The organism is Aeromonas sp. R4-2 (assembly GCF_040908295.1).
GTDB classification, from domain to species: domain Bacteria; phylum Pseudomonadota; class Gammaproteobacteria; order Enterobacterales; family Aeromonadaceae; genus Aeromonas; species Aeromonas veronii.
In genome coordinates this window covers 128,031-148,431 of record NZ_JBFODL010000020.1, presented here as the reverse complement: position 1 = coordinate 148,431, position 20,401 = coordinate 128,031, and the positions used below count along the sequence as shown (strand labels likewise).

18 protein-coding genes and 2 tRNA genes are annotated in these 20,401 nt (G+C 61.3%); 7 read left to right on the top strand and 13 right to left on the bottom strand.

Features of this window, described 5'->3' with window-relative positions; genetic code table 11:
• From tuf to AB5Y99_RS17600, 3 genes are all read right to left on the bottom strand, one after another.
• Positions 1–1,169, bottom strand: a 1,169-nt coding sequence (gene tuf, locus AB5Y99_RS17610; protein ID WP_368148301.1) for an elongation factor Tu, incomplete at its 3' end; no start/stop codon positions are given.
• A 168-nt stretch (positions 1,170–1,337) separates the two neighbouring features.
• Positions 1,338–1,412, bottom strand: a tRNA-Gly gene (locus AB5Y99_RS17605).
• A gap of 38 nt (positions 1,413–1,450) precedes the next feature.
• A tRNA-Tyr gene (locus AB5Y99_RS17600) sits at positions 1,451–1,535 on the bottom strand.
• Positions 1,536–1,798: 263 nt separating this feature from the next.
• On the opposite strand from AB5Y99_RS17600, the gene coaA reads away from it, so the two are divergent.
• The gene (gene coaA / locus AB5Y99_RS17595) at positions 1,799–2,737 is read left to right on the top strand and encodes a type I pantothenate kinase (protein WP_005339877.1); all 939 of its coding nucleotides are present in this window, start codon (positions 1,799–1,801) and stop codon (positions 2,735–2,737) included.
• Positions 2,738–2,817: 80 nt separating this feature from the next.
• Here coaA and birA read toward each other — a convergent pair whose 3' ends face one another.
• Both birA and murB read right to left on the bottom strand, forming a co-directional pair.
• Complete coding sequence (birA, locus tag AB5Y99_RS17590; RefSeq protein WP_245097273.1) at positions 2,818–3,783, bottom strand: bifunctional biotin--[acetyl-CoA-carboxylase] ligase/biotin operon repressor BirA; 966 nt, start codon at positions 3,781–3,783, stop codon at positions 2,818–2,820.
• Positions 3,780–4,817: a UDP-N-acetylmuramate dehydrogenase gene (gene murB / locus AB5Y99_RS17585; RefSeq protein WP_368210316.1), complete on the bottom strand. Its 1,038-nt coding sequence runs from the start codon at positions 4,815–4,817 to the stop codon at positions 3,780–3,782. Before murB ends, birA begins: the two co-directional genes overlap by 4 nt.
• A 127-nt stretch (positions 4,818–4,944) precedes the next feature.
• Here murB and AB5Y99_RS17580 point away from each other — a divergent pair, with 127 nt between their 5' ends.
• Both AB5Y99_RS17580 and AB5Y99_RS17575 read left to right on the top strand, forming a co-directional pair.
• The gene (locus tag AB5Y99_RS17580) at positions 4,945–5,598 is read left to right on the top strand and encodes a TrkA family potassium uptake protein (protein WP_005339863.1); all 654 of its coding nucleotides are present in this window, start codon (positions 4,945–4,947) and stop codon (positions 5,596–5,598) included.
• Complete coding sequence (locus tag AB5Y99_RS17575) at positions 5,595–6,950, top strand: TrkH family potassium uptake protein (RefSeq protein WP_005356363.1); 1,356 nt, start codon at positions 5,595–5,597, stop codon at positions 6,948–6,950. The genes AB5Y99_RS17580 and AB5Y99_RS17575 overlap by 4 nt, the downstream gene beginning before the upstream one ends.
• A gap of 41 nt (positions 6,951–6,991) precedes the next feature.
• Here the strand turns inward: AB5Y99_RS17575 and AB5Y99_RS17570 are convergent, their stop codons facing one another.
• A complete protein-coding gene (locus AB5Y99_RS17570; RefSeq protein ID WP_368210314.1) occupies positions 6,992–7,822 on the bottom strand; it encodes a cupin domain-containing protein in 831 nt (276 codons plus the stop codon).
• Between the two features lie 101 nt (positions 7,823–7,923).
• Here AB5Y99_RS17570 and AB5Y99_RS17565 point away from each other — a divergent pair, with 101 nt between their 5' ends.
• Together AB5Y99_RS17565 and AB5Y99_RS17560 are read left to right on the top strand one after the other, a co-directional pair.
• The gene (locus tag AB5Y99_RS17565) at positions 7,924–8,457 is read left to right on the top strand and encodes a carboxymuconolactone decarboxylase family protein (protein ID WP_139461832.1); all 534 of its coding nucleotides are present in this window, start codon (positions 7,924–7,926) and stop codon (positions 8,455–8,457) included.
• Between the two features lie 15 nt (positions 8,458–8,472).
• Positions 8,473–8,913 carry a DUF417 family protein gene (locus AB5Y99_RS17560; RefSeq protein ID WP_139461831.1) on the top strand — a complete coding sequence of 147 codons (441 nt, stop codon included), beginning with the start codon at positions 8,473–8,475 and terminating at the stop codon, positions 8,911–8,913.
• A 40-nt stretch (positions 8,914–8,953) separates the two neighbouring features.
• Here the strand turns inward: AB5Y99_RS17560 and AB5Y99_RS17555 are convergent, their stop codons facing one another.
• The 3 genes from AB5Y99_RS17555 to AB5Y99_RS17545 all read right to left on the bottom strand — a co-directional run bounded on the left by AB5Y99_RS17555 (position 8,954) and on the right by AB5Y99_RS17545 (position 13,515).
• Positions 8,954–10,927: a DNA topoisomerase III gene (locus AB5Y99_RS17555; RefSeq protein WP_368210312.1), complete on the bottom strand. Its 1,974-nt coding sequence runs from the start codon at positions 10,925–10,927 to the stop codon at positions 8,954–8,956.
• 67 nt (positions 10,928–10,994) lie between these two features.
• On the bottom strand, positions 10,995–11,492 hold the full coding sequence (locus tag AB5Y99_RS17550; protein ID WP_042054822.1) for a response regulator: 498 nt from the start codon (positions 11,490–11,492) through the stop codon (positions 10,995–10,997).
• Between the two features lie 55 nt (positions 11,493–11,547).
• Positions 11,548–13,515 carry an ATP-binding protein gene (locus AB5Y99_RS17545; protein WP_139461829.1) on the bottom strand — a complete coding sequence of 656 codons (1,968 nt, stop codon included), beginning with the start codon at positions 13,513–13,515 and terminating at the stop codon, positions 11,548–11,550.
• A gap of 276 nt (positions 13,516–13,791) precedes the next feature.
• On the opposite strand from AB5Y99_RS17545, the gene AB5Y99_RS17540 reads away from it, so the two are divergent.
• Positions 13,792–14,922, top strand: a complete 1,131-nt coding sequence (locus AB5Y99_RS17540) for a NapC/NirT family cytochrome c (protein ID WP_139461828.1) — start codon at positions 13,792–13,794, stop codon at positions 14,920–14,922.
• A gap of 23 nt (positions 14,923–14,945) precedes the next feature.
• A complete protein-coding gene (torA, locus tag AB5Y99_RS17535) occupies positions 14,946–17,426 on the top strand; it encodes a trimethylamine-N-oxide reductase TorA (RefSeq protein WP_368210311.1) in 2,481 nt (826 codons plus the stop codon).
• An 85-nt stretch (positions 17,427–17,511) separates the two neighbouring features.
• Here the strand turns inward: torA and AB5Y99_RS17530 are convergent, their stop codons facing one another.
• Genes AB5Y99_RS17530 through AB5Y99_RS17515 form a run of 4 tightly spaced genes read right to left on the bottom strand, consistent with a single transcriptional unit; the run spans position 17,512 to position 20,377 of the window.
• Positions 17,512–17,973, bottom strand: a complete 462-nt coding sequence (locus AB5Y99_RS17530) for a hypothetical protein (protein WP_368210310.1) — start codon at positions 17,971–17,973, stop codon at positions 17,512–17,514.
• A 41-nt stretch (positions 17,974–18,014) separates the two neighbouring features.
• Positions 18,015–19,364 (bottom strand): sensor histidine kinase, encoded by a 1,350-nt coding sequence (locus tag AB5Y99_RS17525; RefSeq protein WP_005339828.1) that lies wholly within the window; start codon positions 19,362–19,364, stop codon positions 18,015–18,017.
• Positions 19,361–20,017 (bottom strand): response regulator transcription factor, encoded by a 657-nt coding sequence (locus AB5Y99_RS17520; RefSeq protein WP_159158023.1) that lies wholly within the window; start codon positions 20,015–20,017, stop codon positions 19,361–19,363. The genes AB5Y99_RS17525 and AB5Y99_RS17520 overlap by 4 nt, the downstream gene beginning before the upstream one ends.
• Positions 20,018–20,038: 21 nt before the next feature.
• Entirely contained in the window at positions 20,039–20,377 is a 339-nt protein-coding gene (locus tag AB5Y99_RS17515; RefSeq protein ID WP_005341875.1) for a PepSY domain-containing protein, read from the bottom strand.
• Positions 20,378–20,401: the final 24 nt, after the last annotated feature.

Sequence of the window (20,401 nt, the reverse complement as noted above, 5' to 3'; positions counted from 1 at the left end):
GCTACAACACCAGCACCTACGGTACGGCCACCTTCACGGATAGCGAAACGCAGGCCGTCGTCCATCGCGATCGGAGCAATCAGGGTAACAACCATCTTGATGTTGTCGCCCGGCATTACCATCTCTACGCCTTCCGGCAGTTCGATGGTACCGGTCACGTCGGTAGTACGGAAGTAGAACTGCGGACGGTAGCCTTTGAAGAACGGGGTATGACGACCACCTTCTTCTTTGGACAGCACGTACACTTCAGATTCGAACTTGGTGTGCGGCTTGATAGAACCCGGCTTGGCCAGTACCTGACCACGCTCTACGTCTTCACGCTTAACACCACGCAGCAGCGCGCCGATGTTCTCGCCTGCACGACCTTCGTCCAGCAGTTTGCGGAACATTTCAACACCGGTACAGGTGGTAGAAACGGTATCTTTGATACCAACGATTTCTACGGTCTCACCTACTTTAACGATACCGCGCTCTACACGACCGGTTACTACGGTACCACGGCCAGCGATAGAGAATACGTCTTCGATAGGCATCAGGAACGGCTGGTCAATCGCGCGCTCCGGCTCCGGGATGTAGGTATCCAGGTGGCCAGCCAGCTCGATGATCTTCTCTTCCCACTGAGCGTCGCCTTCCAGCGCTTTCAGTGCGGAACCGCGAACTACCGGCAGGTCATCACCCGGGAAGTCGTACTCGGTCAGCAGTTCACGAACTTCCATCTCAACCAGTTCGAGCAGCTCTTCGTCATCAACCATGTCACACTTGTTCATGAACACGATCATGTACGGGATACCAACCTGACGACCCAGCAGGATGTGCTCACGAGTCTGCGGCATCGGGCCGTCAGTCGCTGCTACTACCAGGATCGCGCCGTCCATCTGGGCAGCACCGGTGATCATGTTTTTAACGTAGTCGGCGTGACCCGGGCAATCTACGTGGGCGTAGTGACGGGTAGCGGTGTCGTATTCTACGTGGGAGGTGTTGATGGTGATACCACGCTCACGCTCTTCCGGTGCCTTGTCGATCTGGTCGAAGGCGAAAGCTTTACCACCGAAGTGCTTGGCCAGCACGTTGGTGATAGCTGCAGTCAGGGTGGTTTTACCGTGGTCAACGTGGCCGATGGTACCCACGTTAACGTGCGGTTTATTACGCTCAAATTTTTCTTTAGACATGATCGTCCCTCTAAACTAACGCTGAGTACGCGGTGGCAAGCTAACCACAGAACAGTTTATATGATGGATTTGAATCTGGTGGGAAAGAGAGAGGTACTGATGGCTGGTTCGCTTGCCGAACTCACCCTAGGGTGCGGCTCTGCTAACGCCTGAGCCATATCAGCATCTTGGAGCGGGCAGCGGGAATCGAACCCGCATCATCAGCTTGGAAGGCTGAGGTAATAGCCATTATACGATGCCCGCATTTCTCTAACCCAAAGAACTCAAACCGCAGAGAAATATGGTGGAGGGAGAAGGATTCGAACCTTCGAAGGCAGAGCCGTCAGATTTACAGTCTGATCCCTTTGGCCGCTCGGGAACCCCTCCAGACGCCAGATTGTCACAACGGTAATTCTGCTTGCACCCGTTGTGTTTATCGCTTTTGCACGGCAAATAGACGACAGACAGTCAAGCGTCGCGCATTTTATTGTAAGGTTTTGGGGGATGCAACCATTGAACCCGGCAAAATATGCTTTATTGCTGGGAAGTTTGCAAAAAAGCGGGGGCAAACAAGCCAATCCTGCTGCGTCCCTTGTCGCTCCCCCCCCCTTGGTGTATGGTCGCCGTGCCCAAGAAACAGTGATGACACCATGACGACAGAGCATAACCCCTATCTGCAATTCACCCGCGAACAATGGGCGTTATTGCGCGATTCGGTCCCCCTGACCCTGACCGAACACGATCTGCAGACCCTGCGCGGGATCAACGAGAAGGTGTCATTGCGGGAAGTGGAAGAGATATATCTGCCTCTCTCCCGCCTGCTCAATCTCTATGTCAAAGCCAAACAGCGTCGCAGCCGGGTGCTGGAGCAGTTCCTCGGCCAGTCCCGCGGCAAGGGCACCTATATCATCAGCATTGCCGGCAGCGTTGCGGGGGGCAAAAGTACCACGGCCCGTATTCTGCAGGCCCTGCTGGAGCGCTGGCCGGAACATCCGCGGGTGGAGCTGGTCACCACCGACGGCTTCCTCTATCCCAACAAGGTACTGGAAGAGCGCGGCCTGATGCGTCGCAAGGGGTTCCCGGAATCCTACGATATCCGCCATCTGGTGGAATTTGTCGCCAACATCCGCGCCGGTCACGAGAAGGTCGAAGCGCCGGTTTACTCCCACCTTATCTACGACATCATTCCCGATGAGAAGAAGGTGGTGGAGCAGCCGGACATCCTGATCCTGGAAGGGCTCAATGTGCTGCAAAGCGGCATGGATTACCCTCAGGAGCCCCATCGGGTCTTCGTGTCGGACTTTGTCGACTTCTCCATCTATGTGGATGCCGATGCAGAACTGCTGCGTACCTGGTATATCGAACGCTTCCTGAAATTCCGCAGCGGCGCCTTCTCGGATCCTGACTCCTACTTCCATAACTACGCCAAGCTGGCGGAGAGTGAGGCGACCCAGATCGCCAGCAACATCTGGCAAGATATCAACTATCTGAATTTGCAAGAAAATATCCTGCCAACGCGTGAGCGTGCCAACCTGATCATGACCAAGGGCCATGAGCACGCCATCGAGCAAATCAAGCTGCGCAAATGATGACGGCGGTTGCCGGATAACGAAGAGGGGGCCCGCGGGCCCCCTCTTCTATTTGGTATCATGAGCGGCCTTGCTGAACCTCAGTCGCCCCGGCGCAGGGAGAGTTCGCCCCCCAGATAGAACTTGGTGCCCTCCTCCGTCTCCAGCCGCAGGGCGCCGCGATCGTCGATGCCACGGGCGATGCCGCGGATCTCCTGATCACCCATCAGCAGGCGCACCGGGCGACCGGCAAAGTGATCGAGCCGATTCCACTCATCGACAAAGCTTGCCAACCCCTGCTGCTCAAAGGTGTGCAGCGCCCGCTGCAGATGGACGATCATCCGGGCCGCCAGTTGATTGCGATCCACCAGTTCCGGATTGATGTGACGCAGCTCGGCCCAGGCCTGATCGATCTTCTCACCTTCGCGGGCAGGCATCGCCAGATTGAGACCGATGCCGATCACCAGATGACAGCTGGCACCGGCGCTACCGCTCATCTCTACCAAAATGCCCGCCAGCTTGCGGCCCTGATAGTAGAGGTCGTTCGGCCACTTGAGCTCAACGCCTTGATAGCCAAGGCTCTCCAGCGCTTCAACCACTGCCACGCCGACCGCCAGACTCAGCCCCATGGCCGCCGCCATGCCTTGTTCAAGTCGCCAGTACATGCTGAGGATCAGCTGGCAACCGAACGGCGAAATCCAGGGTTTGCCACGACGACCGCGCCCGGCGGTCTGACACTCGGCCAGACAGCTCTCGCCAGAGCGCAGCTCATTGACCCGATCCAGCAGGTGTTGGTTGGTCGAGCCAATGACCGGAAAACAGTGCACCGGCGCCATCGGGGCCAGAGCCTGCAAGGTAGCCTGATCATAGAGCGCCATCGGCACCGCCAGCCGGTAACCCTTGCCGGTCAGGCTAAAGAGATCCAGCCCCAGCTCCTTGAGCGCCGCCATGTGTTTGCTCACCGCCGCCCGGCTGATGCCGAGCTGCTCGCCCAACTGTTCGCCGGAGTGAAACTGGCCGTCGCTAAGCAGGGTGATCAGGGTCTGTCTGATGGGAGTCAACGTCATGAGAGCACCTCGTCGAGCCAGGTTTCACCATGCGCCCCCATAAAGCGCACCTCGTGCTCCAGTACCACGCCAAACGTCTGCTCCACGCTGTCGCGGACATGAGCCGCCAGCGCGATCAGCTCCATGGCACTAGCGCCCCCCAGATTGACCAGCACCAGCGCCTGCTCCTGATGAACTGCGGCACGGCCAATGGCGAAACCTTTCAAACCGCACTGATCGATGAGCCAGCCCGCCGCCAGCTTGGCCTGCCCTTCTCCGGTCGGATAGCAGGGCATCTGCGGGTAGCGCGCCTTGAGATTCTCCGCCAGAGCGGCAGGCACCACCGGATTTTTGAAGAAGCTGCCGGCATTGCCGAGCACGGCGGGATCCGGCAGTTTGGCCATTCGGGTGGCACAGACGGTATCGAAGATGGCCTGCGCCGAAGGCGCGTCACCGAGCGCCGCCAGCGGGCCATAGCCCTGCACCGGTTGCCACGCCTTGGGCAGTTTGAGCCCGACTGCGGTGATCAGGTGGGAATCCTGATACTCGTGTTTGAAGATGCTGTCGCGATAACCGAAGCGGCACTCTGCCGCCGCGATCCGTTCAATCTCGCCACTGTGCCAGTTGAACGCCTCGACATAAGCGCAGAAGTCGGCCAGCTCAACGCCATACGCACCGATGTTCTGCACCGGCGCCGCACCGACCGTGCCGGGAATAAGCGCCAGATTCTCCAGCCCGAACCAGCCCTGTTGCAAGGTATGGCGCACCAGCTGATGCCAATCTTCACCCGCCGCCACATGGAGCAACCAGTGATCGCCACCATCTTCAGCGGTAATCCCCTTGAGCCGGTTGAGCACCACCAGACCGAGAAAATCCGTGGTGAAGAGCATGTTGCTGCCGCCGCCCAGATTGAGGCGCGGCAGCTGGTTGAGCTGTGGATCGGCACGCAGGGTCGCCAGATCGGCAACCTGCTCCACCTCGGCCAGCCAGAGGCAGTACGCATCGAGGGCAAGGGTGTTGAGCTTCAACAAGGAGGCGTTGGCATTCAGTTTCATCGGTCTATCCCGGCTTGGTGCAAGGGCGCAGTCTACCTCAAGTTACCCCATGACGAAAAACCCGAGCCCTTTTCGGGGGAATAGCAGTGGTTTAGAGTAGGCGACTTCAACTGCTGAGGAATAACTCATGAACAACCAGTTTGCCGTCATCGGCCTGGGCCTGTTTGGCAGCGCGCTGTGCGAAGAGCTGCAACGGCAAGATGCCGAAGTACTGGCCATCGATATCGACGAGAGCAAGACCCGGCAAATCGCCGCCCTCTGCAATCACGTTATCGTGGCGGATGCTACCGACGAGGCCACCGTGGCCGAGCTGGGACTGGCTAATTTCGATATCGTCTTCGTTGCCATCGGTGACAACCTGGAGACCAGCATCCTCACTACCCTCGTCTTGAAAGAGGCGGGCGTGAAGAAGGTGTGGGTCAAGGCGCGCGACAAGTTCCACGCCAAGATCCTGCAGAAAGTGGGCGCCGACAAGGTAATCAACCCGGAGTGGGACATGGGCCGCCGGGTCGCCCAGAGCATGCTGGACAACCGGCTGTTCGACTATCTGGAGCTGGGCCACGACATGGTGCTGACCGAGTTCGTGATCGGCCTGCAACAGAACGGCCGGGAACTGGGCGACTTCCACCTGCTGCAACAGAGCGATTTCCAGCTGCTCGCCATCAAGCGTGGTGATGTGCTGCACAACGTGCTGACCGGCAAGATGGAGCTGCAACTGGGCGACATCCTGATCCTAGCGGGCAACAAGCACGCTATCGACCACTGGCTCGAAACCCTATGATCAACTGGCGCAGCAGCTACGCCTTCGCCCTCCATCGGGAGCAGGACTCTCGCTGGAGCGAAGCCCGGCTGATCCTCGGCAGCTTTCTGATCATTCTGCTGATTGGCACCATCTTTCTGGTGCAACCCTCCAGCCACAATGGCGAGGTTACCTTCGTCAACGCCCTGTTTACCGCCACCTCGGCCATCAGCGTGACAGGTCTTGGCGTGGTGGATACCGGCACCGCCTTCACCCTGCAGGGGCAGATTTTCCTGTTGATGCTGATGGAGATCGGCGGTCTGGGCCAGATGACCATGACCCTGCTGCTGATCGCCATCTTCAGCAAGCGGGTCGGTCTGCGCCAGCAGGTGCTGGCCAAGGAGGCGCTGGGACAGGAAGGCTCGGTCAACATCATTCAGCTGGTCAAACGGATCGTGCTGTTCGCCTTTATTGCCCAGCTGATCGGCACCGGCATCATGGCGATCCGCTGGGTGCCCGAGATGGGGTGGGTGCACGGCCTCTATGTCAGCTTCTTCCACGCAGTATCGGCCTTCAACAACGCCGGGTTTTCGCTGTTTGCCAACAACCTCATGGACTATAGGGACGACCCTATCATCAGCCTGACCATCGCCGGTCTGCTGATCCTGGGGGGGATCGGCTTTACCGTCATCGTCGATCTGGTGCGCAACCGCCGCTGGCGCAAGCTGAAGCTGCACAGCAAGCTGATGTTGCTGATGACCCCGGCGCTGCTGCTGGCCGGTACCCTGATGTTCTGGCTGCTGGAACACAACAACCCGGGCACCCTCGGCAAGGCCGGTATCGGTGGCCAGCTGCTGGCTGCCTTCTTCCAGTCTGCCAGTGCCCGTACCGCCGGTTTCAATACCATAGATATCGGGCTGATGACCCCGGCGGCGTTGCTGTTCCTGATGATGTTGATGTTTATCGGTGCCGGTGCCACCTCGACCGGTGGTGGTATCAAAGTCACCACCTTCGCCGTGGTGCTGCTGGCGACCAAGGCGTTTCTGACCAAACGACCCCATGTCACCGCTTTTGGCCGCACCCTGTCGCCCCAGATCGTGACCCGATCGCTGGCCATCATCATCGTCAGCACCATGGTGCTGATGCTGGCGATGTTCCTGCTGATGGTGACCGAGGATCTGCCGTTCGACAAAATCATGTTCGAGACCATCTCGGCATTTGCCACCGTAGGCCTCTCCACCGGCATCACCGCCTCTCTGAGCGAGCCGGGCAAGCTGATCCTGGTGCTGGTGATGATCTGCGGCCGTCTCGGCCCTCTGACCCTGGCCTTTATGCTGGCCCGCCCGGTCGAGACCCGCATCCGTTATCCGGAAGAGAACGTCTATACCGGCTGACCGGTTATGAGAACGGGGCAGCCACTGGCTGCCCCGTTTTTTTATTCAGCTTGTTGCTGCGCCTTGAGCCAGCGCCCCGGGCTCATCCCCAGCTCCCGCTCGAATGCCCGACCAAAGGCAACACTGCTGCTATACCCCGCCCCCAGCGCCACCTGTACCATGGGCTCCCCCGCCAGCAGTTGCTGGCAGGCGCGCGCCATGCGCCAGCGGGTCAGATAACCCAGCGGCGCTTGACCGACCTGCTCCTGAAACCTCGCGGCAAAGCGGGCCCGCGACATGCCGGCCTCCCGCGCCAGCGTGGCCACCGTCCAGGGTTCATCCCCACGCTGATGCATCACCGAGATCGCCTTGGCCAACTGGGGATCGGAAATACCTGCCAGCATCCCCTGCTGACACACCCCTTGCTCGACCAGATGACGCAGCAACAGGATCAACAGTACCTCCAGCAAGCGGGAGATCAGCGGATCCTGCCCGTAGCGGGGGTGAAACGCCTCGTCAAACAGCTGACTCAGCACCGGCGTCAGGGCAGGCAACTCACGTAGCGGCAGCACCAGCGAGCTCGGTAATGCCAGTTGCAACGGCGATGCGCCCCCCTGGCCGAATGCGACATTGGCGCACACCAAATCACAACCCCCCAGCGTTCTGGGTTCAAGCTTGTGAGGACGTCCCCGGGGGAACAGGATCAGGGTCGGCTCCTCGAGCAGCAAGCTGGCGCCCCCCTCTTCACGCAGCATGACGGCACCACTGCGCAGCAGATGAAGATGTCCGCCACTCGGATAATCATCACTGGAGGAGTTCTGGCACAGGTTGCCGGCGAAGAAGATCTTGGCTTCGGGGGAGGCATGAACCAACAGGGCAGAGAGCGGATCCATATTTGAGACGAATGGTATTTATTTGCAGACGATGAGTGATAAACCGTATCACGAATGACGGCACACTGTCTCCCGTACCTTCACTACCACAGGAGAAGATCATGAGCCGTATCCAACCCGTATCCCAACCGCAACCCGCAGCCGCCCAGACCCTGGCCACCCTGCAACGCAATCTGGGTATGGTGCCCAACCTCTACGCCACCCTGGCCCACTCGCCAGCCCTGCTCAATGGCTTCCTGGCCTTTGCCGAGGCGCTTGGCAAGGGGCGTCTCACTGCCCCACAACGGGAGTTGCTGGCACTGGCCATAGGTCAAGCCAACGCCTGCCAATACTGTTTGTCTGCCCACACACTACTGGCGGGCAAGGCCGGATTCTCGGCTCAGGAGATCCGGGCTGCCCGGCTCGGCCAGGCCTCGGCTCCCCTTGATCACGCCCTGCTGCAACTGGCAACGGCACTGGTCAACCAGCGCGGGGTGATCAGTGACGAGCAGCTTGCTAGCGCCCGTGCCGCAGGCGTAGATGACGAACTGCTGCTGGAGGTGCTCGGCCAGGTGGTGGTCAATACCCTGACCAACTATGGCAATCACCTGGCGGCGACCGAGATCGACTTCCCGCCCGTCACTCAGACCCCTTAAACAAGGAGCCCCCCCATGCAACAACATGACAAAGGCTTTCTGGTCGCCCTGGCGGGCGTGGTAATGACCCTGCTCTGGATCGGCGTCTTCAAGTTTACCCCGACAGAGGCAGCCGCCATCAAACCACTGGTAGCCAGCCACCCCTTGATGAGCTGGCTCTATGGCCCCCTATCGGAACAGAGCGTATCGAACCTGATCGGGGTGGTCGAGATAGTGATCGCCATCGGACTGGTCGTGGGTCTGTGGCAACCTCGCATCGGTTACTGGTGCAGCATGGGGGCTATCGTCACCTTCCTGGCGACGCTGAGCTTCCTGCTGACTCTGACAGGTGTCTGGAAAGTGGTTGATGGCGTGCCAGTCACCGAGTTCTTCCTGTTCAAGGATCTGGTGTTTCTCGGTGTGGTTCTGCACTACCAGCACAGGATCCGTGCCAGCTTGTCCACTCAGGCAGCCTGACAACAATGCCTTTGGCGCCCGGGATGGGCGCCTTTTTTCGTTATGCCGCCCTGGTCTGGCGCTTGCTGGCCGTCTTGCGCGGTCGGGGCCCGCCAGTCGTGCTGGCCGCCGGACTCTTGCGTTTGGTAAAACGCCGCTTACCGGCACCCGGCGCCTCCTTGGGCAGGGCGCTGAAGCTGGCGCCGGAGTCCTGCCGCGCCCCCTCGATCAGGCCGTTGAGCTGCTCGGTGAGCGGCCCCATAAACTGCTGGTAGCTGCCGTGGCGCTCGGCGATCTGGCCAAGGCTCTGCTCCCACAGCGCCGTCATATCCGGCGTGGTGGCAGTAGCAGGCAGCGCCTGCACCAGCGCCCGCCCGGTCGGGGTCGCCTTGATGCTCTTGCCCTGACGCACCAGAAAGCGACGCTTGAACAGCAGGTCGATGATGCCGGCCCGGGTCGCTTCTGTGCCGAGACCGTCGGTGTCGCGCAGGGTCTTGCGGATCTCGGGATTCTGCACATAGCGGGCGATGCCGGTCATGGCCGCCAGCAGGGTGGCATCGGTGAACGACTTGGGTGGCTGGGTCATCTTCTCCTGCAACTCGCCCCGCTCGCACAGCAGTTGTTCGCCCTCCTTCAGAGCCGGCATGGTACCGGCCTTCTCTTCGTCGTCATCCTCCTCCACTCCGAGCAACACCTTCCAGCCCGCCTTGAGGATTCGCCGCGCCTTGGCCTGAAACAGGCCACCGGCGATGCGCAGCAGCACCTTGCTGTCGTTGTATTCGAACGGGGGATAGAACTGCAGCAGATACTGGCGGGCAATCAGGCCATAGAGCTTCGCCTCGTCGGCCCCCAGCATACCGGGGTTGCCCTGCTTTTCGGTGGGGATGATGGCGTGGTGGGCATCCACCTTGCTGTCGTTCCACGCCTTGCTGCGGATCTTGCCGTCCGCCTCGGCAACTGCCTTGGCCAGCGCGGGCGCTGTGGCGGCGATGGCACTGCGCACCTGCTCGGCCCGCTTGAAATGGTCGGTCGGCAGATAGCGGCTGTCGGAGCGCGGATAGGTGATGAGCTTGTGACGCTCGTAGAGGCTCTGGCAGATGTCGAGCACCCGCTTGGCATCCATGCCGAAGCGCTTGGCGGCATCGATCTGCAGGCTGGAGAGGTTGTAGGGCAGCGGCGCCGCCTGCTTGCGGGCCTGCTCCTCCACCGATTCGACCTGTGCGGGCTGGCCGTTGATCCGGCTCACCACCTTGTCGGCCAGCGCCCGGTTGAGCACCCGCCCCTCCTCGTCCTGCCACGGCAGGCAGGCTTCGGACGGCTGCCACTTGGCGGTGAAGCGCTCGTTGCTATCGGTCAGCAGATGGGCCAGCACCTCGTAGAAGGGTTTGGGCACGAAGGCCTCGATCTCGAGATCCCGCCGCACCACCAGCCCCAGCAGCGGAGTCTGCACCCGACCGACCGAGAGCAGCTCGCTGCAACCCGCCTTGCGCCCGAGCAGGGTATAGGCGCGGGTCATGTTGATACCGTAGAGCCAGTCGGCCCGACTGCGGGCCAGCGCCGAGACCGCCAGCGGTACGAACTCCTTGTTGTCCCTCAGTTTGTCGAGGGCGCGGCGCACCGCAGGCGGGTTGAGATCGCTGATGAGGCAGCGCTGCACCGGCTTGGATTTCGGGTAGCCGAGAAAGTCGATCACCTCATCCACCAGCAGTTGCCCTTCCCGGTCCGGGTCACCGGCGTTGACCACGCAGTCCGCCTGCTTGATCAGTCGCTTGATGACGGTGAGCTGGGTTTTGGTCTTGGGCTTGGCCACCAGCTGCCACTGGGCGGGGATGATGGGGAGATGCTCCATCCGCCACTGCTTGAAGGCGGCGTCATAGGCATCGGGCTCGGCCTGCTCCAGCAGATGGCCGATACACCAGGTGACCACATCCCCCTGGGCTGTTTCGATAAAACCGTCGCCCTTCTTGTGGGGCTTGGGCAGGGCATCGGCAATGGCGCGGCCCAGCGTGGGCTTCTCGGCAATAAAGAGTCGCATCGGTGACTACCTGCAATACTGTATATGCAGACAGTATACAACTGCCACCGCGAAAGCCCAACTGCCCCTATTCGTCGAACGGGTGATCGTGGATGGCGGCAAACAGCCGCGCCTGATTGAGCAGCGGCGCATAGTGGAAGGCATTCTCGCCATCTTCCGCCAGCAGGTAGTCGGTCAGCTGTTCGCGCACAGCCTCTTGCAGGGTCTCCAGCTTCCACGGCTTGGCAAGGTAGTAGTGCAACCCGCCGCGATTGACCGCTTCGACGGTGGCCTCCAGCCCCGCTTGTCCGGTCAGCAGCAATTTGCGGCTGGCGCGGGTGGTGGCACGCCGGTTCAGCTCTACCAGAAAATCGACCCCTAGGGTTCCCGGCATGATGTGGTCACAAAGGATCAGCGCCAGCTTGTTGCCGTCGCGCTCCCACTCCTCCACCACCGCACGCGCCTCATCGACGCTCTCGGCCGCCTCCAGCTCGAAGTGGGAGCGGAACGGGGCAAGATCGTGGATCACCGCATCCAGCACCTCCCGCTCATCGTCCACACACAGGATCAGATAGTGTTTGTTCATTGCTCCTCCTTGGCGACATGGTTTGGCACGCCGCGCGATTGATGCTGGCCACCGCTCAGGCCGCATGCTCCTTGTTGTGATGAGGTTCGCCCCCGTAACCGGCCTGCCCCATGCCATCCAGCGGCAGACAGACCCGCATCCGGGTGTAGCGGCCCAGCGCCGAGTCCACCTCAATCCGGCCGTGGTGCTGCTGAACTATCTGCAGCGAGACGCTCAGACCGATACCGAGGCCGAAATGGCCCTCCCGCTTGGTGGTGAAGTTGAGATCGAAGATCCGCTGCCACAGCTCGGGCTCGATGCCGCAACCGCTATCCTCGATCTCCACCATGACCCACTCGGGATCCAGCAACCCAGTGCGGATGGTGAGTCGCCCCGAGCAGCTCATGGCATCCAGACTGTTGGCGATCAGGTTGGTCCACACCTGTTGCAGGGCGATGGGGTGACAGCGCACCAGCGGCAACGGCTGGTACTCCTTGCAGAGCTCATGATGCTTGAGGCGGTTTTCGAAAATCATCAAGGTATCTTCCAGCCCCTCGTGCAGGTCTACCAGCGAGGGCTCGGCCCGATCCTGCCGGGCATACTGCTTGAGGCTCTTGACCAGATCGCCGATGCGACGGGCACACACTTCGATATTGCGCAGGAAGCTGCCGGTCTGCTGGAACAGCTCCAGCCGGGAGAGCAGCACCTCCCGCTCGTCGGCAGTGCGGCTGGCAAACCAGCGCTGCCAGTTCAGCTCGTCATCCAGATTCATCTGCACCGCCAGCCGCGCCTGCTGGCGGTCACCAAAGCGCCCCTCCGCCTGCCGGGTCTTGTCACGGATCTCGCTGGTCGAGACCGGCTGAGAGGAGAGCGCCTGACAGAGGGTCTGGTTGCCCAGCCCCTTGATGGGGGCAGGTAGTTCGAGATTGACCAGATCGGGGATGGCGGCCCGCAGGGTCTCGCTACCGCGGATAATGGCCGCCACCGGGTTGTTCAGCTCGTGGGCGACACCTGCCACCAGCTGACCCAGCATCGCCATCTTTTCGCTCTCCACCAGCTGGGCGTGAGCGGCATCGAGGGAGTTGAGGGTCTGTTGCAGCCGCATCTCGGTACGGATGCTGTTTTGCAGACGGCGGTTGAAGTGGCGCAGCAGCAGGTTGGTAAAGGAGGGGAGCAGTTCGCTGCGCGCCTGCATCACCCGGGAGAATTGCAGCTTGTCGAGCTTGATCACCTCGGCACCGGTCAGGGTCACGCCGGTGGTGAAGGCGGGTTCGCCGGTGACGAAGGACATGCCCCCCACCAGCGAGCCGGTACGGTAGTGCACCACCTCCTGATCGATCCCCTGCTCGTCCCGCTTGCGCAGCACTACCTCCCCCTTGGCGATAAACCAGAGAAAGCTGTTGGGCTCCCCCTCGCGGGTCAGCACATGGCCCGGACTGTAGTGGCGGCAGACCCGCTCCTCGTCATTGCCCTCGAAAAACTGGTAGAGACCGTCGATCACCACCCGCGACAGTTCTTCATCGCTGCAGTGGGTGTAATCCATAAAGCCCTGCCGATAGGCGGCCAACTGGCGATCGACGTGGGCTCGCAGCAGTTTCTGGTTGTCGAGCACGGCGGCATAGCTCAGCAGGTCCGCATCGGGACGTTGCAATACAAAGTGGCTGGCCTGCTCGATCACCGCCCGGCGCAGGCAGCCATCGCGCCAGGGGCGTTGCAGGTAGTAGTCGAGACGACCGAGGTTCACCGCCTCGATGATCGATTTCATCTCCGGCTGGCTGCCCAGCAGGATCTTGCGGCACGCCTCGTGACGGCTGCCGAGGCGGATCAGAAAATCGGCCCCTCGCCCATCCCCCAGCTCGCTGTCACACACCACCACGGCGGGTGGCTGCCCCTTGCGATCCAGCTCGTCCAAGGCCAGCTCCGCCGACCCCTGACCGACCACCACCACCAGCGCGAAATGGCCGAGCAGCGGAGCCAACTCCTGTTCGAATTCGGCCAGCAGTTGCACGTTGGCGGCGACACACAGCAGTGAGAAAGGGCTCATCAGCGACACTCCGTTGAGGCTCACTGCTCACTATATCAGCGAATCTTGTGGGGTTTTGCGAGGGGGCTAACAGCTGTCGCGGAAAGTGCACAAATAGATAAAACAGAAAACAACTGAATTTAATTCGATAATTAAATCAATAACAAAACAAAAGACAAAATGTGACAACAATCAAAAATATAAACCATGATGGAGGTCAACGCCTTATCCCTGTCATTACTACTACTATTGGACTAGTACTATGTAGGTAATTATTGACCGTAGGAAAACGCCGCCATGATTGGAAAACTGATAAGAAAAACCTGGTTCTGGCTCCTGCTGCTCGGGGCCCTGCTGGGTATCGCGGCACTGGGTGTCACCGTGACCGTGCTGCACAAGACCAGCTCCACCGAATTCTGCGTCTCCTGCCACTCCATGCAGACTCCGCTCGCCGAGTATCAGGGCAGTGTCCACTTCCAGAACACCAAGGGGATCCGCGCCGAGTGCGCCGACTGCCACATCCCGGGCGACCCCACCTCCTACCTGTGGACCAAGATCCGCGCCGTGAAGGATATCTATCACGAGGCGATCGGCACCCTGGATACCCCGGAAAAGTATGAAGCCCACAAGCTGCGAATGGCCCAATCCGTCTGGGACGAGCTGAAAGCCAACAACTCCGCGACCTGCCGCAGCTGCCACAGCTACGAGGCGATGGACATTCTGGCCCAGCGCCCCAATGCCCGTGCCGAGCACCCGGTCGCCATCAAGGAAGGCCAGACCTGTATCGACTGCCACCGTGGTGTCGCCCACATCATGCCTGACATGAGCGGCCTGGCTGCCGCCGGTGCCAGCGAGCTGGCGCAGGCTGCGGCCCAGACCCCGGCCAACGTCACCACCCGTTACGCTATCGCCACCACCCCGCTGTTCCTCGATGCTGCCGCCAAGACCGACGAAGGCACCCTGATGCCCTCCACCAAGGTGGAAGTGCTGGCCAACGAAAACGGCCGCGCCAAGGTGCAGATCGAAGGCTGGCAACAGGATGGTGTGAGCGAAGTATTCTACGCCGCACCGGGCAAACGGATCCTCAGCGTACTGGTCGGCGATGCCGCCAAGAAAGCACTGGTCACCGGCCAGAGCGAAACCGACAGCGCCACCAACCTCACCTGGCATCAGGTCAAGCTGACCGCCTGGGTCGACCAGAGCCAGCTTATCGGCGATCAGGGCAAGCTGTGGCAATACGCCTCCACCCTGATGTCCAACAACTGTACCGGCTGCCACGGCCTCACCGCGCTGGATCACTTCAATGCTAACCAGTGGATCGGCGTCATCAAGGGGATGGAATCTCGTACCTCCCTGACCCCTGAACAGGCTCGCATGTTGACCCAGTATGTCCAGAAACACGCCAGTGACATGAGCGCGGCCCACTAAGGCTGGCACAGAGGAAAACCGTTATGACTTTTTTCAATGACAAGAAGACCAATCTGTCCCGCCGCAACCTGCTCAAGGGGCTCGGCGCCTGCGCAGCCCTGCCCCTGCTCGGCGGCATTTTTCCCAAGAGTGCGCTGGCGCAAGCCATCAGCACCGCATTGAGTCAGTTCCCGACCCTGGTGCCCGCCCAGAAGGGCATTCTGACCGGCGCCCACTGGGGTGCTTTCGAGGCGATCGTCGAAGATGGCCGCATGGTGCGCGTCCAGCCGGTGGCCGATGATCCGGCGCCGAACGATCTCATCGACATGGCGCCGTTCCAGGTGCACGCCAAGAACCGCATCAAATACCCCATGGTACGCAAGAGCTGGCTGGAGCATGGCCCGGGAGCCAAACCCGAGCTGCGCGGCGCCGACGAGTGGGTGCGAGTGAGCTGGGACAAGGCGATCGAACTGGTAGCCGGTGAAATCCAGCGAGTGCAGAGTGACTTTGGCCCGCAGGCGATCCACGCCGGCTCCTACGGCTGGAAAAGCGTCGGCATGTTCCACAACAGCCGCACCCTGCTGCACCGCCTGATGAATCTCTCCGGCGGCTTCACCGGTTATGCCGGTGACTACTCCACCGGCGCGGCCCAGGTGATCATGTCCCACGTGATGGGCTCCATCGAGGTGTACGAACAGCAGACCGCCTGGCCCAACGTGGTGGAGAACGCCGAACTGGTGGTGCTGTGGGGGGTCAACGCTCAAGTGACCCTGAAGAACAGCTGGAACATGCCGGATCACGAAGGTCAGGCCGGTTTCATGGCGCTGAAGGAGAAAGGCACCCGCGTCATCAGCATCGATCCCATCTACAACGAGACCGCCAAGCTGGTCGGTGCCGAGTGGATTGCGCCGAACGCCTACACCGACGTGGCCATGATGCTGGGTGTGGCTCACACCCTCTACAGCGAGAAGAAGCACGATCAGGCTTTCCTAGATCGCTACACCGTCGGCTTCGACAAGTTTCTGGACTATCTGCTCGGCAAGGATGACGGCCAACCGAAGAGCGCCGAATGGGCGAGCAGCGTCTGCGGCGTCGATGCCAAGGTGATCCGCCAGCTGGCCCTCGACATGGCCGCCAAGCGCACCATGATCATGGCCGGTTGGGGCATGCAGCGTCAGCAGCACGGTGAACAGCCGAACTGGATGCTGGTCACTCTGGCCTCCATGCTGGGCCAGATCGGCCTGCCGGGCGGCGGCTACGGCTTCAGCTACCACTACTCCTCCGGTGGCAGCCCCACCGCCAAGGGCGGCATTCTGGCGGGGATCTCCGCAGGCAACGCACCGAAGAACAGCCCGGCCCCGATCCCGGTGGCCCGCATCGCCGACTGCCTCGCCAATCCGGGCAAGACCATCGACTTCAACGGCCGTAAGGTGACCTATCCGGACATCAAGCTGGTCTACGTGGCGGGCGGCAACCCCTTCCACCATCATCAGGACACCAACAACCTGCTGCAAGCGTGGCGCAAGCCGCAGACCGTGATCGTTCACGAGCCCTACTGGACGGCCACCGCCAAGCACGCCGATATCGTGCTGCCGGTCACCACCAGCTACGAGCGCAACGATCTGGAGATGGGTGGCGACTACTCCCAGCGCTATGTGTTCCCGATGCATCAGTGCGTGCCGCCCCAGTTTGAAGCCCGCAACGACTTCGACATCTTCAGCGCCATCGCCGCCAAGCTGGGCGTGCAGGAGCAATACACCGAAGGGAAGGATGAGATGCTGTGGCTCAAGCAGATGTACGACGGCATGGCGGCGCAGGCCCGTGGTGCCCGCGTGGCGCTGCCGCCGTTCAATATGTTCTGGGAGTCCAACAACTACATCCGCTTCCCGATCCCCGAGGCCAACCGCCAGTGGATCCGCCACGCCGATTTTCGCGAGAATCCGCTGCTCAACCCGCTCGGCACCCCGTCCGGCAAGATCGAGATCTTCTCCAACACGGTAGCGGGGATGGGTTACGCTGACTGTGCCGGCCATCCCAAGTGGTATGAGCCCAAAGAGTGGGTGAAGAGCGAGGTGGCGGCGCGTTATCCGCTGTCGCTTAACACCTCCCACCCGACCCTGCGGCTGCACTCCCAGCTCGACAACACCCCGCTGCGGGACAAGTTCGCCATCGCAGACCGCGAGGCGATCATGATCCATCCGCTGGATGCCAAGGCTCGTGGTATCGCCCAGGGGGATCTGGTGCGTGCCTTCAACGAGCGCGGCCAGATTTTGGTGGGCGCCCTGCTCTCCGAAGATGTGCGTCAGGGGGTGGTGCGGATCTGCGAAGGGGCCTGGTATGACCCGGCCAAGCCGGGCGAAGCGGGCAGCATCTGCAAGAACGGCAACGTCAACTGCCTCACCTTCGATGAAGGCTCGTCCAGTCTGGCGCAGGGCAACTGCGGCCACATGGCCCAGCTGCAGATCGAGAAGTACACTGGCCCGGTGCTGGCCAACACCGCCCACGCGGTACCGGCCAACGGCTAAGGCGATTGCCACCCAATAAAAACGGCGCCATCAAGGCGCCGTTTCTTTATCTGTCTGCCAAAGCTCAGGCATGGTCAGGACGGGTTTAGAACTCCCCTTCCTCCATATACTCCTGCGTGCACTCCACCAGTTGCGGCCACAGCTCTTCCGGCACCCATGCGTCCGGGTCATCTTCGTCCCCGTCGTACTGGCTCCAGAAATAGCGGCGCAGGCCGGAGGCAAACTCGTCGCTGATCTCGGCCAGCTCCGAGAGCGGCCCCAACCAGGCGATACGACGCAGGCCGGAGGCGAGATCGTTGATGGCATCCATCAGGGTGCGATCGTCGAAGCTCTGCTCCACCAGCAGGGTGAAGCGCTCGCGCGCCTGTTCGGTCTGATCTTCCTCCAGCTCACCGACATCGGCCAGCAGGTCGACAAAATCTTCCAGAAGGAACGCGATCAGGCCATCCCTGTCTTCAAACCACTGGATCTGGGCGCCCTTGACCCCCAGCACAGAGGCATCAAACGAATCGTCAAGGTGACACAGTGCCCACGGATCGTCGGTCATGCTTCTCTTCCTCAGGCTAAAACAAATGCCATATGTTATGCCTAGCTCTCGACTCTTGCCACCTTGGGCAACGAGAGGGAGGCAGCCAGACCGCCCAGTTCGGCGCGGCCCATGATGAAACTGCCCCGATAGGCTTCCGCCAGATCGGAGACGATGTTGAGACCCAGCCCGGAGCCCGGCACCTTCTCGTCGAGCCGCACCCCGCGCAGCACCGCCTTGGCGATCTGATCCTCGCTCATGCCGGGACCATCATCCTCGATACGCAGGGTGATCCAGCCCCCCAGCTCGGCGCTGGAGATGCGCAGCTCGCTGGCAGACCACTTGAAGGCGTTCTCCAGCAGGTTGCCCACCATCTCATCGAAATCCTGCTCCTCCACCCCGACCGCCAGATTGGCGGGCACCTGCAAGTCCACTGTCTTGCCCGGATAGAGGCGGGAGAAGGCGCGGCAGATATACTCCACCCGCGCCCGCACCGGGGTCGAGACCCCGAGGATCTTGGCGGCGCCAGTCACCCGCGCCTTGCCGAGGTGGTAATCGATATGGCGCTGGATCTGGTCGAGCTGCTCGCCGATGGCGGCCTGATCCTCCGGCGGCAATTGAGCCACCTGATTGCGCATGATGCTGAGCGGCGTCTTGAGAGCGTGGGCCAGATTGCCGGTGTGGGAGCGCGCCCGCTGCAACAGCTCGCCGTAGTGGTGCAGCAGCCGGTTGATATCCTCCACCAGCGGCTGGATCTCCAGCGGATAGCGCAGCCGGAACCCCTCCTGATGGCCCTCGTGAACCCGCCCCAATTCGCGGCGCAGCAGGTGCAGCGGCCGCAAGCCGTAGACGATCTGGAACATGAAGCCGAGTACCAGACCGGCGGCGGCAAAGCCGAGGCCGAGGAACAGGCTGATCCGGGTCTTGTTGAGGGTTTGGGTCAGAGCGCTGCTGTCCTTGGCCATCACCAGAGTGAACACCCGATCCGAACCGGGCAGCAGCACGGTACGGGTCATGATCAGCAGCGGCTCCTTGTTGGGCCCCTTGCCGACGAAGAGGTCGGGATCGCCAAACGCCGACTTGAGGCCGTCGCTCTTCAGGTTGGTATCCCACAGGGAACGGGAGCGCCCCACCACATCGCGGCCCAGCTCCAGCTGCCAGTAGTAGCCGGAGTAGGGTTGATTGAAGCGGGGATCGGAGAGGGAGCCGGTGACCACCGGCAGGCCGGTTTTGGCCACTTCCAGCCGGGAGAGCAGATCATAGAGCTGCAGGCGAAGGCCGTCGGCCTCCGCCTCCTGCCAATAGTTGCGCATCATGGTCTGCAGGCTGAAACCGGTGGCGAACAGAAACAGCCCGCACCACACCAGCGCGATGGCGACCAGTCGCCCCCGCAGGGTTCTGACCAGCCTCATTCGTTGATCCGGTACCCGAGGCCGCGCACTGTTTCAATCAGATCGGGGTTGGTTTTCTTGCGGATCCGGCCGATGAACACCTCCACGGTATTGGAGTCGCGGTCAAAATCCTGAGCATAGATGTGGTCGATCAGCTCGCTGCGTGATACCACCTTGCCCCTGTGCTGCATCAGGTAACCCAGCACCCGGAACTCGTGGGCGGTCAGCTTGATGGGGGTCCCTTCGTACCACACCTGCGACGCCGCCATGTCGAGGCGCACCCCGCCAATCTCCAGAATGGAGCTGGCGTTGCCCGCTGCCCGGCGCACCAGCGCATGGACCCGCGCTACCAGCTCGGCCACCTGGAACGGCTTGGTGAGGTAGTCATCGGCACCGGCGTTGAGCCCCTCGATCTTCTCGTGCAGCTGGCCACGGGCGGTCAGCACCAGTACAGGGGTATCGATCCCCTTGCTGCGCCACTCTTTCAGCACGCTCAGGCCATCGCGCCCAGGCAGGCCGAGGTCGAGAATGATGGCGTCGTAGGGTTCGGTCTCACCGAGGAAACCGGCCTCGTTGCCATCGTGGCAGAGGTCGGTGACAAAGCCGGAGAGGCGCAGCTGTTCGGCCAGCTGGCCAGCCAGAACTTTTTCGTCTTCAACAATCAGAATTCGCATGAACAGGCTTCCACACAGGGGTTATTCATCATCCTCGACCGGGGGCTTTGGCGGTTCGAACAACCGCTCCAGATGGTGGCCCTTGGCCCACACCAGCTCAAGGTTGTCAGCCCGATAGGCCACCTTGATTACGCTATTCTCCCGATCGATGACTCGCAGTTCATAGAGCCAGATACCATCCTCTTCCCCCAGATCCACCCGCAACACCCGCACCGGCAATCTGGCCGCCACCTCCATCATTTCATGGAAGGGCCGAACCCGTCCCTCATGGACAGCTTGCTGCAGCTGGGCTTCATCAGGCGTGACCGCCTGTGCCAGCAACGGCAGCAATAACCCAAGCAGAGGGAGCGCTCTATTCATGGATGATTCATCTCCAAAAACCTA

Coding starts and splice junctions, on each gene's coding strand:
- coaA (WP_005339877.1), top strand. CDS start 1,799: ATGACGACAGAGCATAACCCCTATCTGCAATTCACCCGCGAACAATGG.
- birA (WP_245097273.1), bottom strand. CDS start 3,783: ATGACGTTGACTCCCATCAGACAGACCCTGATCACCCTGCTTAGCGAC.
- murB (WP_368210316.1), bottom strand. CDS start 4,817: ATGAAACTGAATGCCAACGCCTCCTTGTTGAAGCTCAACACCCTTGCC.
- AB5Y99_RS17580 (WP_005339863.1), top strand. CDS start 4,945: ATGAACAACCAGTTTGCCGTCATCGGCCTGGGCCTGTTTGGCAGCGCG.
- AB5Y99_RS17575 (WP_005356363.1), top strand. CDS start 5,595: ATGATCAACTGGCGCAGCAGCTACGCCTTCGCCCTCCATCGGGAGCAG.
- AB5Y99_RS17570 (WP_368210314.1), bottom strand. CDS start 7,822: ATGGATCCGCTCTCTGCCCTGTTGGTTCATGCCTCCCCCGAAGCCAAG.
- AB5Y99_RS17565 (WP_139461832.1), top strand. CDS start 7,924: ATGAGCCGTATCCAACCCGTATCCCAACCGCAACCCGCAGCCGCCCAG.
- AB5Y99_RS17560 (WP_139461831.1), top strand. CDS start 8,473: ATGCAACAACATGACAAAGGCTTTCTGGTCGCCCTGGCGGGCGTGGTA.
- AB5Y99_RS17555 (WP_368210312.1), bottom strand. CDS start 10,927: ATGCGACTCTTTATTGCCGAGAAGCCCACGCTGGGCCGCGCCATTGCC.
- AB5Y99_RS17550 (WP_042054822.1), bottom strand. CDS start 11,492: ATGAACAAACACTATCTGATCCTGTGTGTGGACGATGAGCGGGAGGTG.
- AB5Y99_RS17545 (WP_139461829.1), bottom strand. CDS start 13,515: ATGAGCCCTTTCTCACTGCTGTGTGTCGCCGCCAACGTGCAACTGCTG.
- AB5Y99_RS17540 (WP_139461828.1), top strand. CDS start 13,792: ATGATTGGAAAACTGATAAGAAAAACCTGGTTCTGGCTCCTGCTGCTC.
- torA (WP_368210311.1), top strand. CDS start 14,946: ATGACTTTTTTCAATGACAAGAAGACCAATCTGTCCCGCCGCAACCTG.
- AB5Y99_RS17530 (WP_368210310.1), bottom strand. CDS start 17,973: ATGACCGACGATCCGTGGGCACTGTGTCACCTTGACGATTCGTTTGAT.
- AB5Y99_RS17525 (WP_005339828.1), bottom strand. CDS start 19,364: ATGAGGCTGGTCAGAACCCTGCGGGGGCGACTGGTCGCCATCGCGCTG.
- AB5Y99_RS17520 (WP_159158023.1), bottom strand. CDS start 20,017: ATGCGAATTCTGATTGTTGAAGACGAAAAAGTTCTGGCTGGCCAGCTG.
- AB5Y99_RS17515 (WP_005341875.1), bottom strand. CDS start 20,377: ATGAATAGAGCGCTCCCTCTGCTTGGGTTATTGCTGCCGTTGCTGGCA.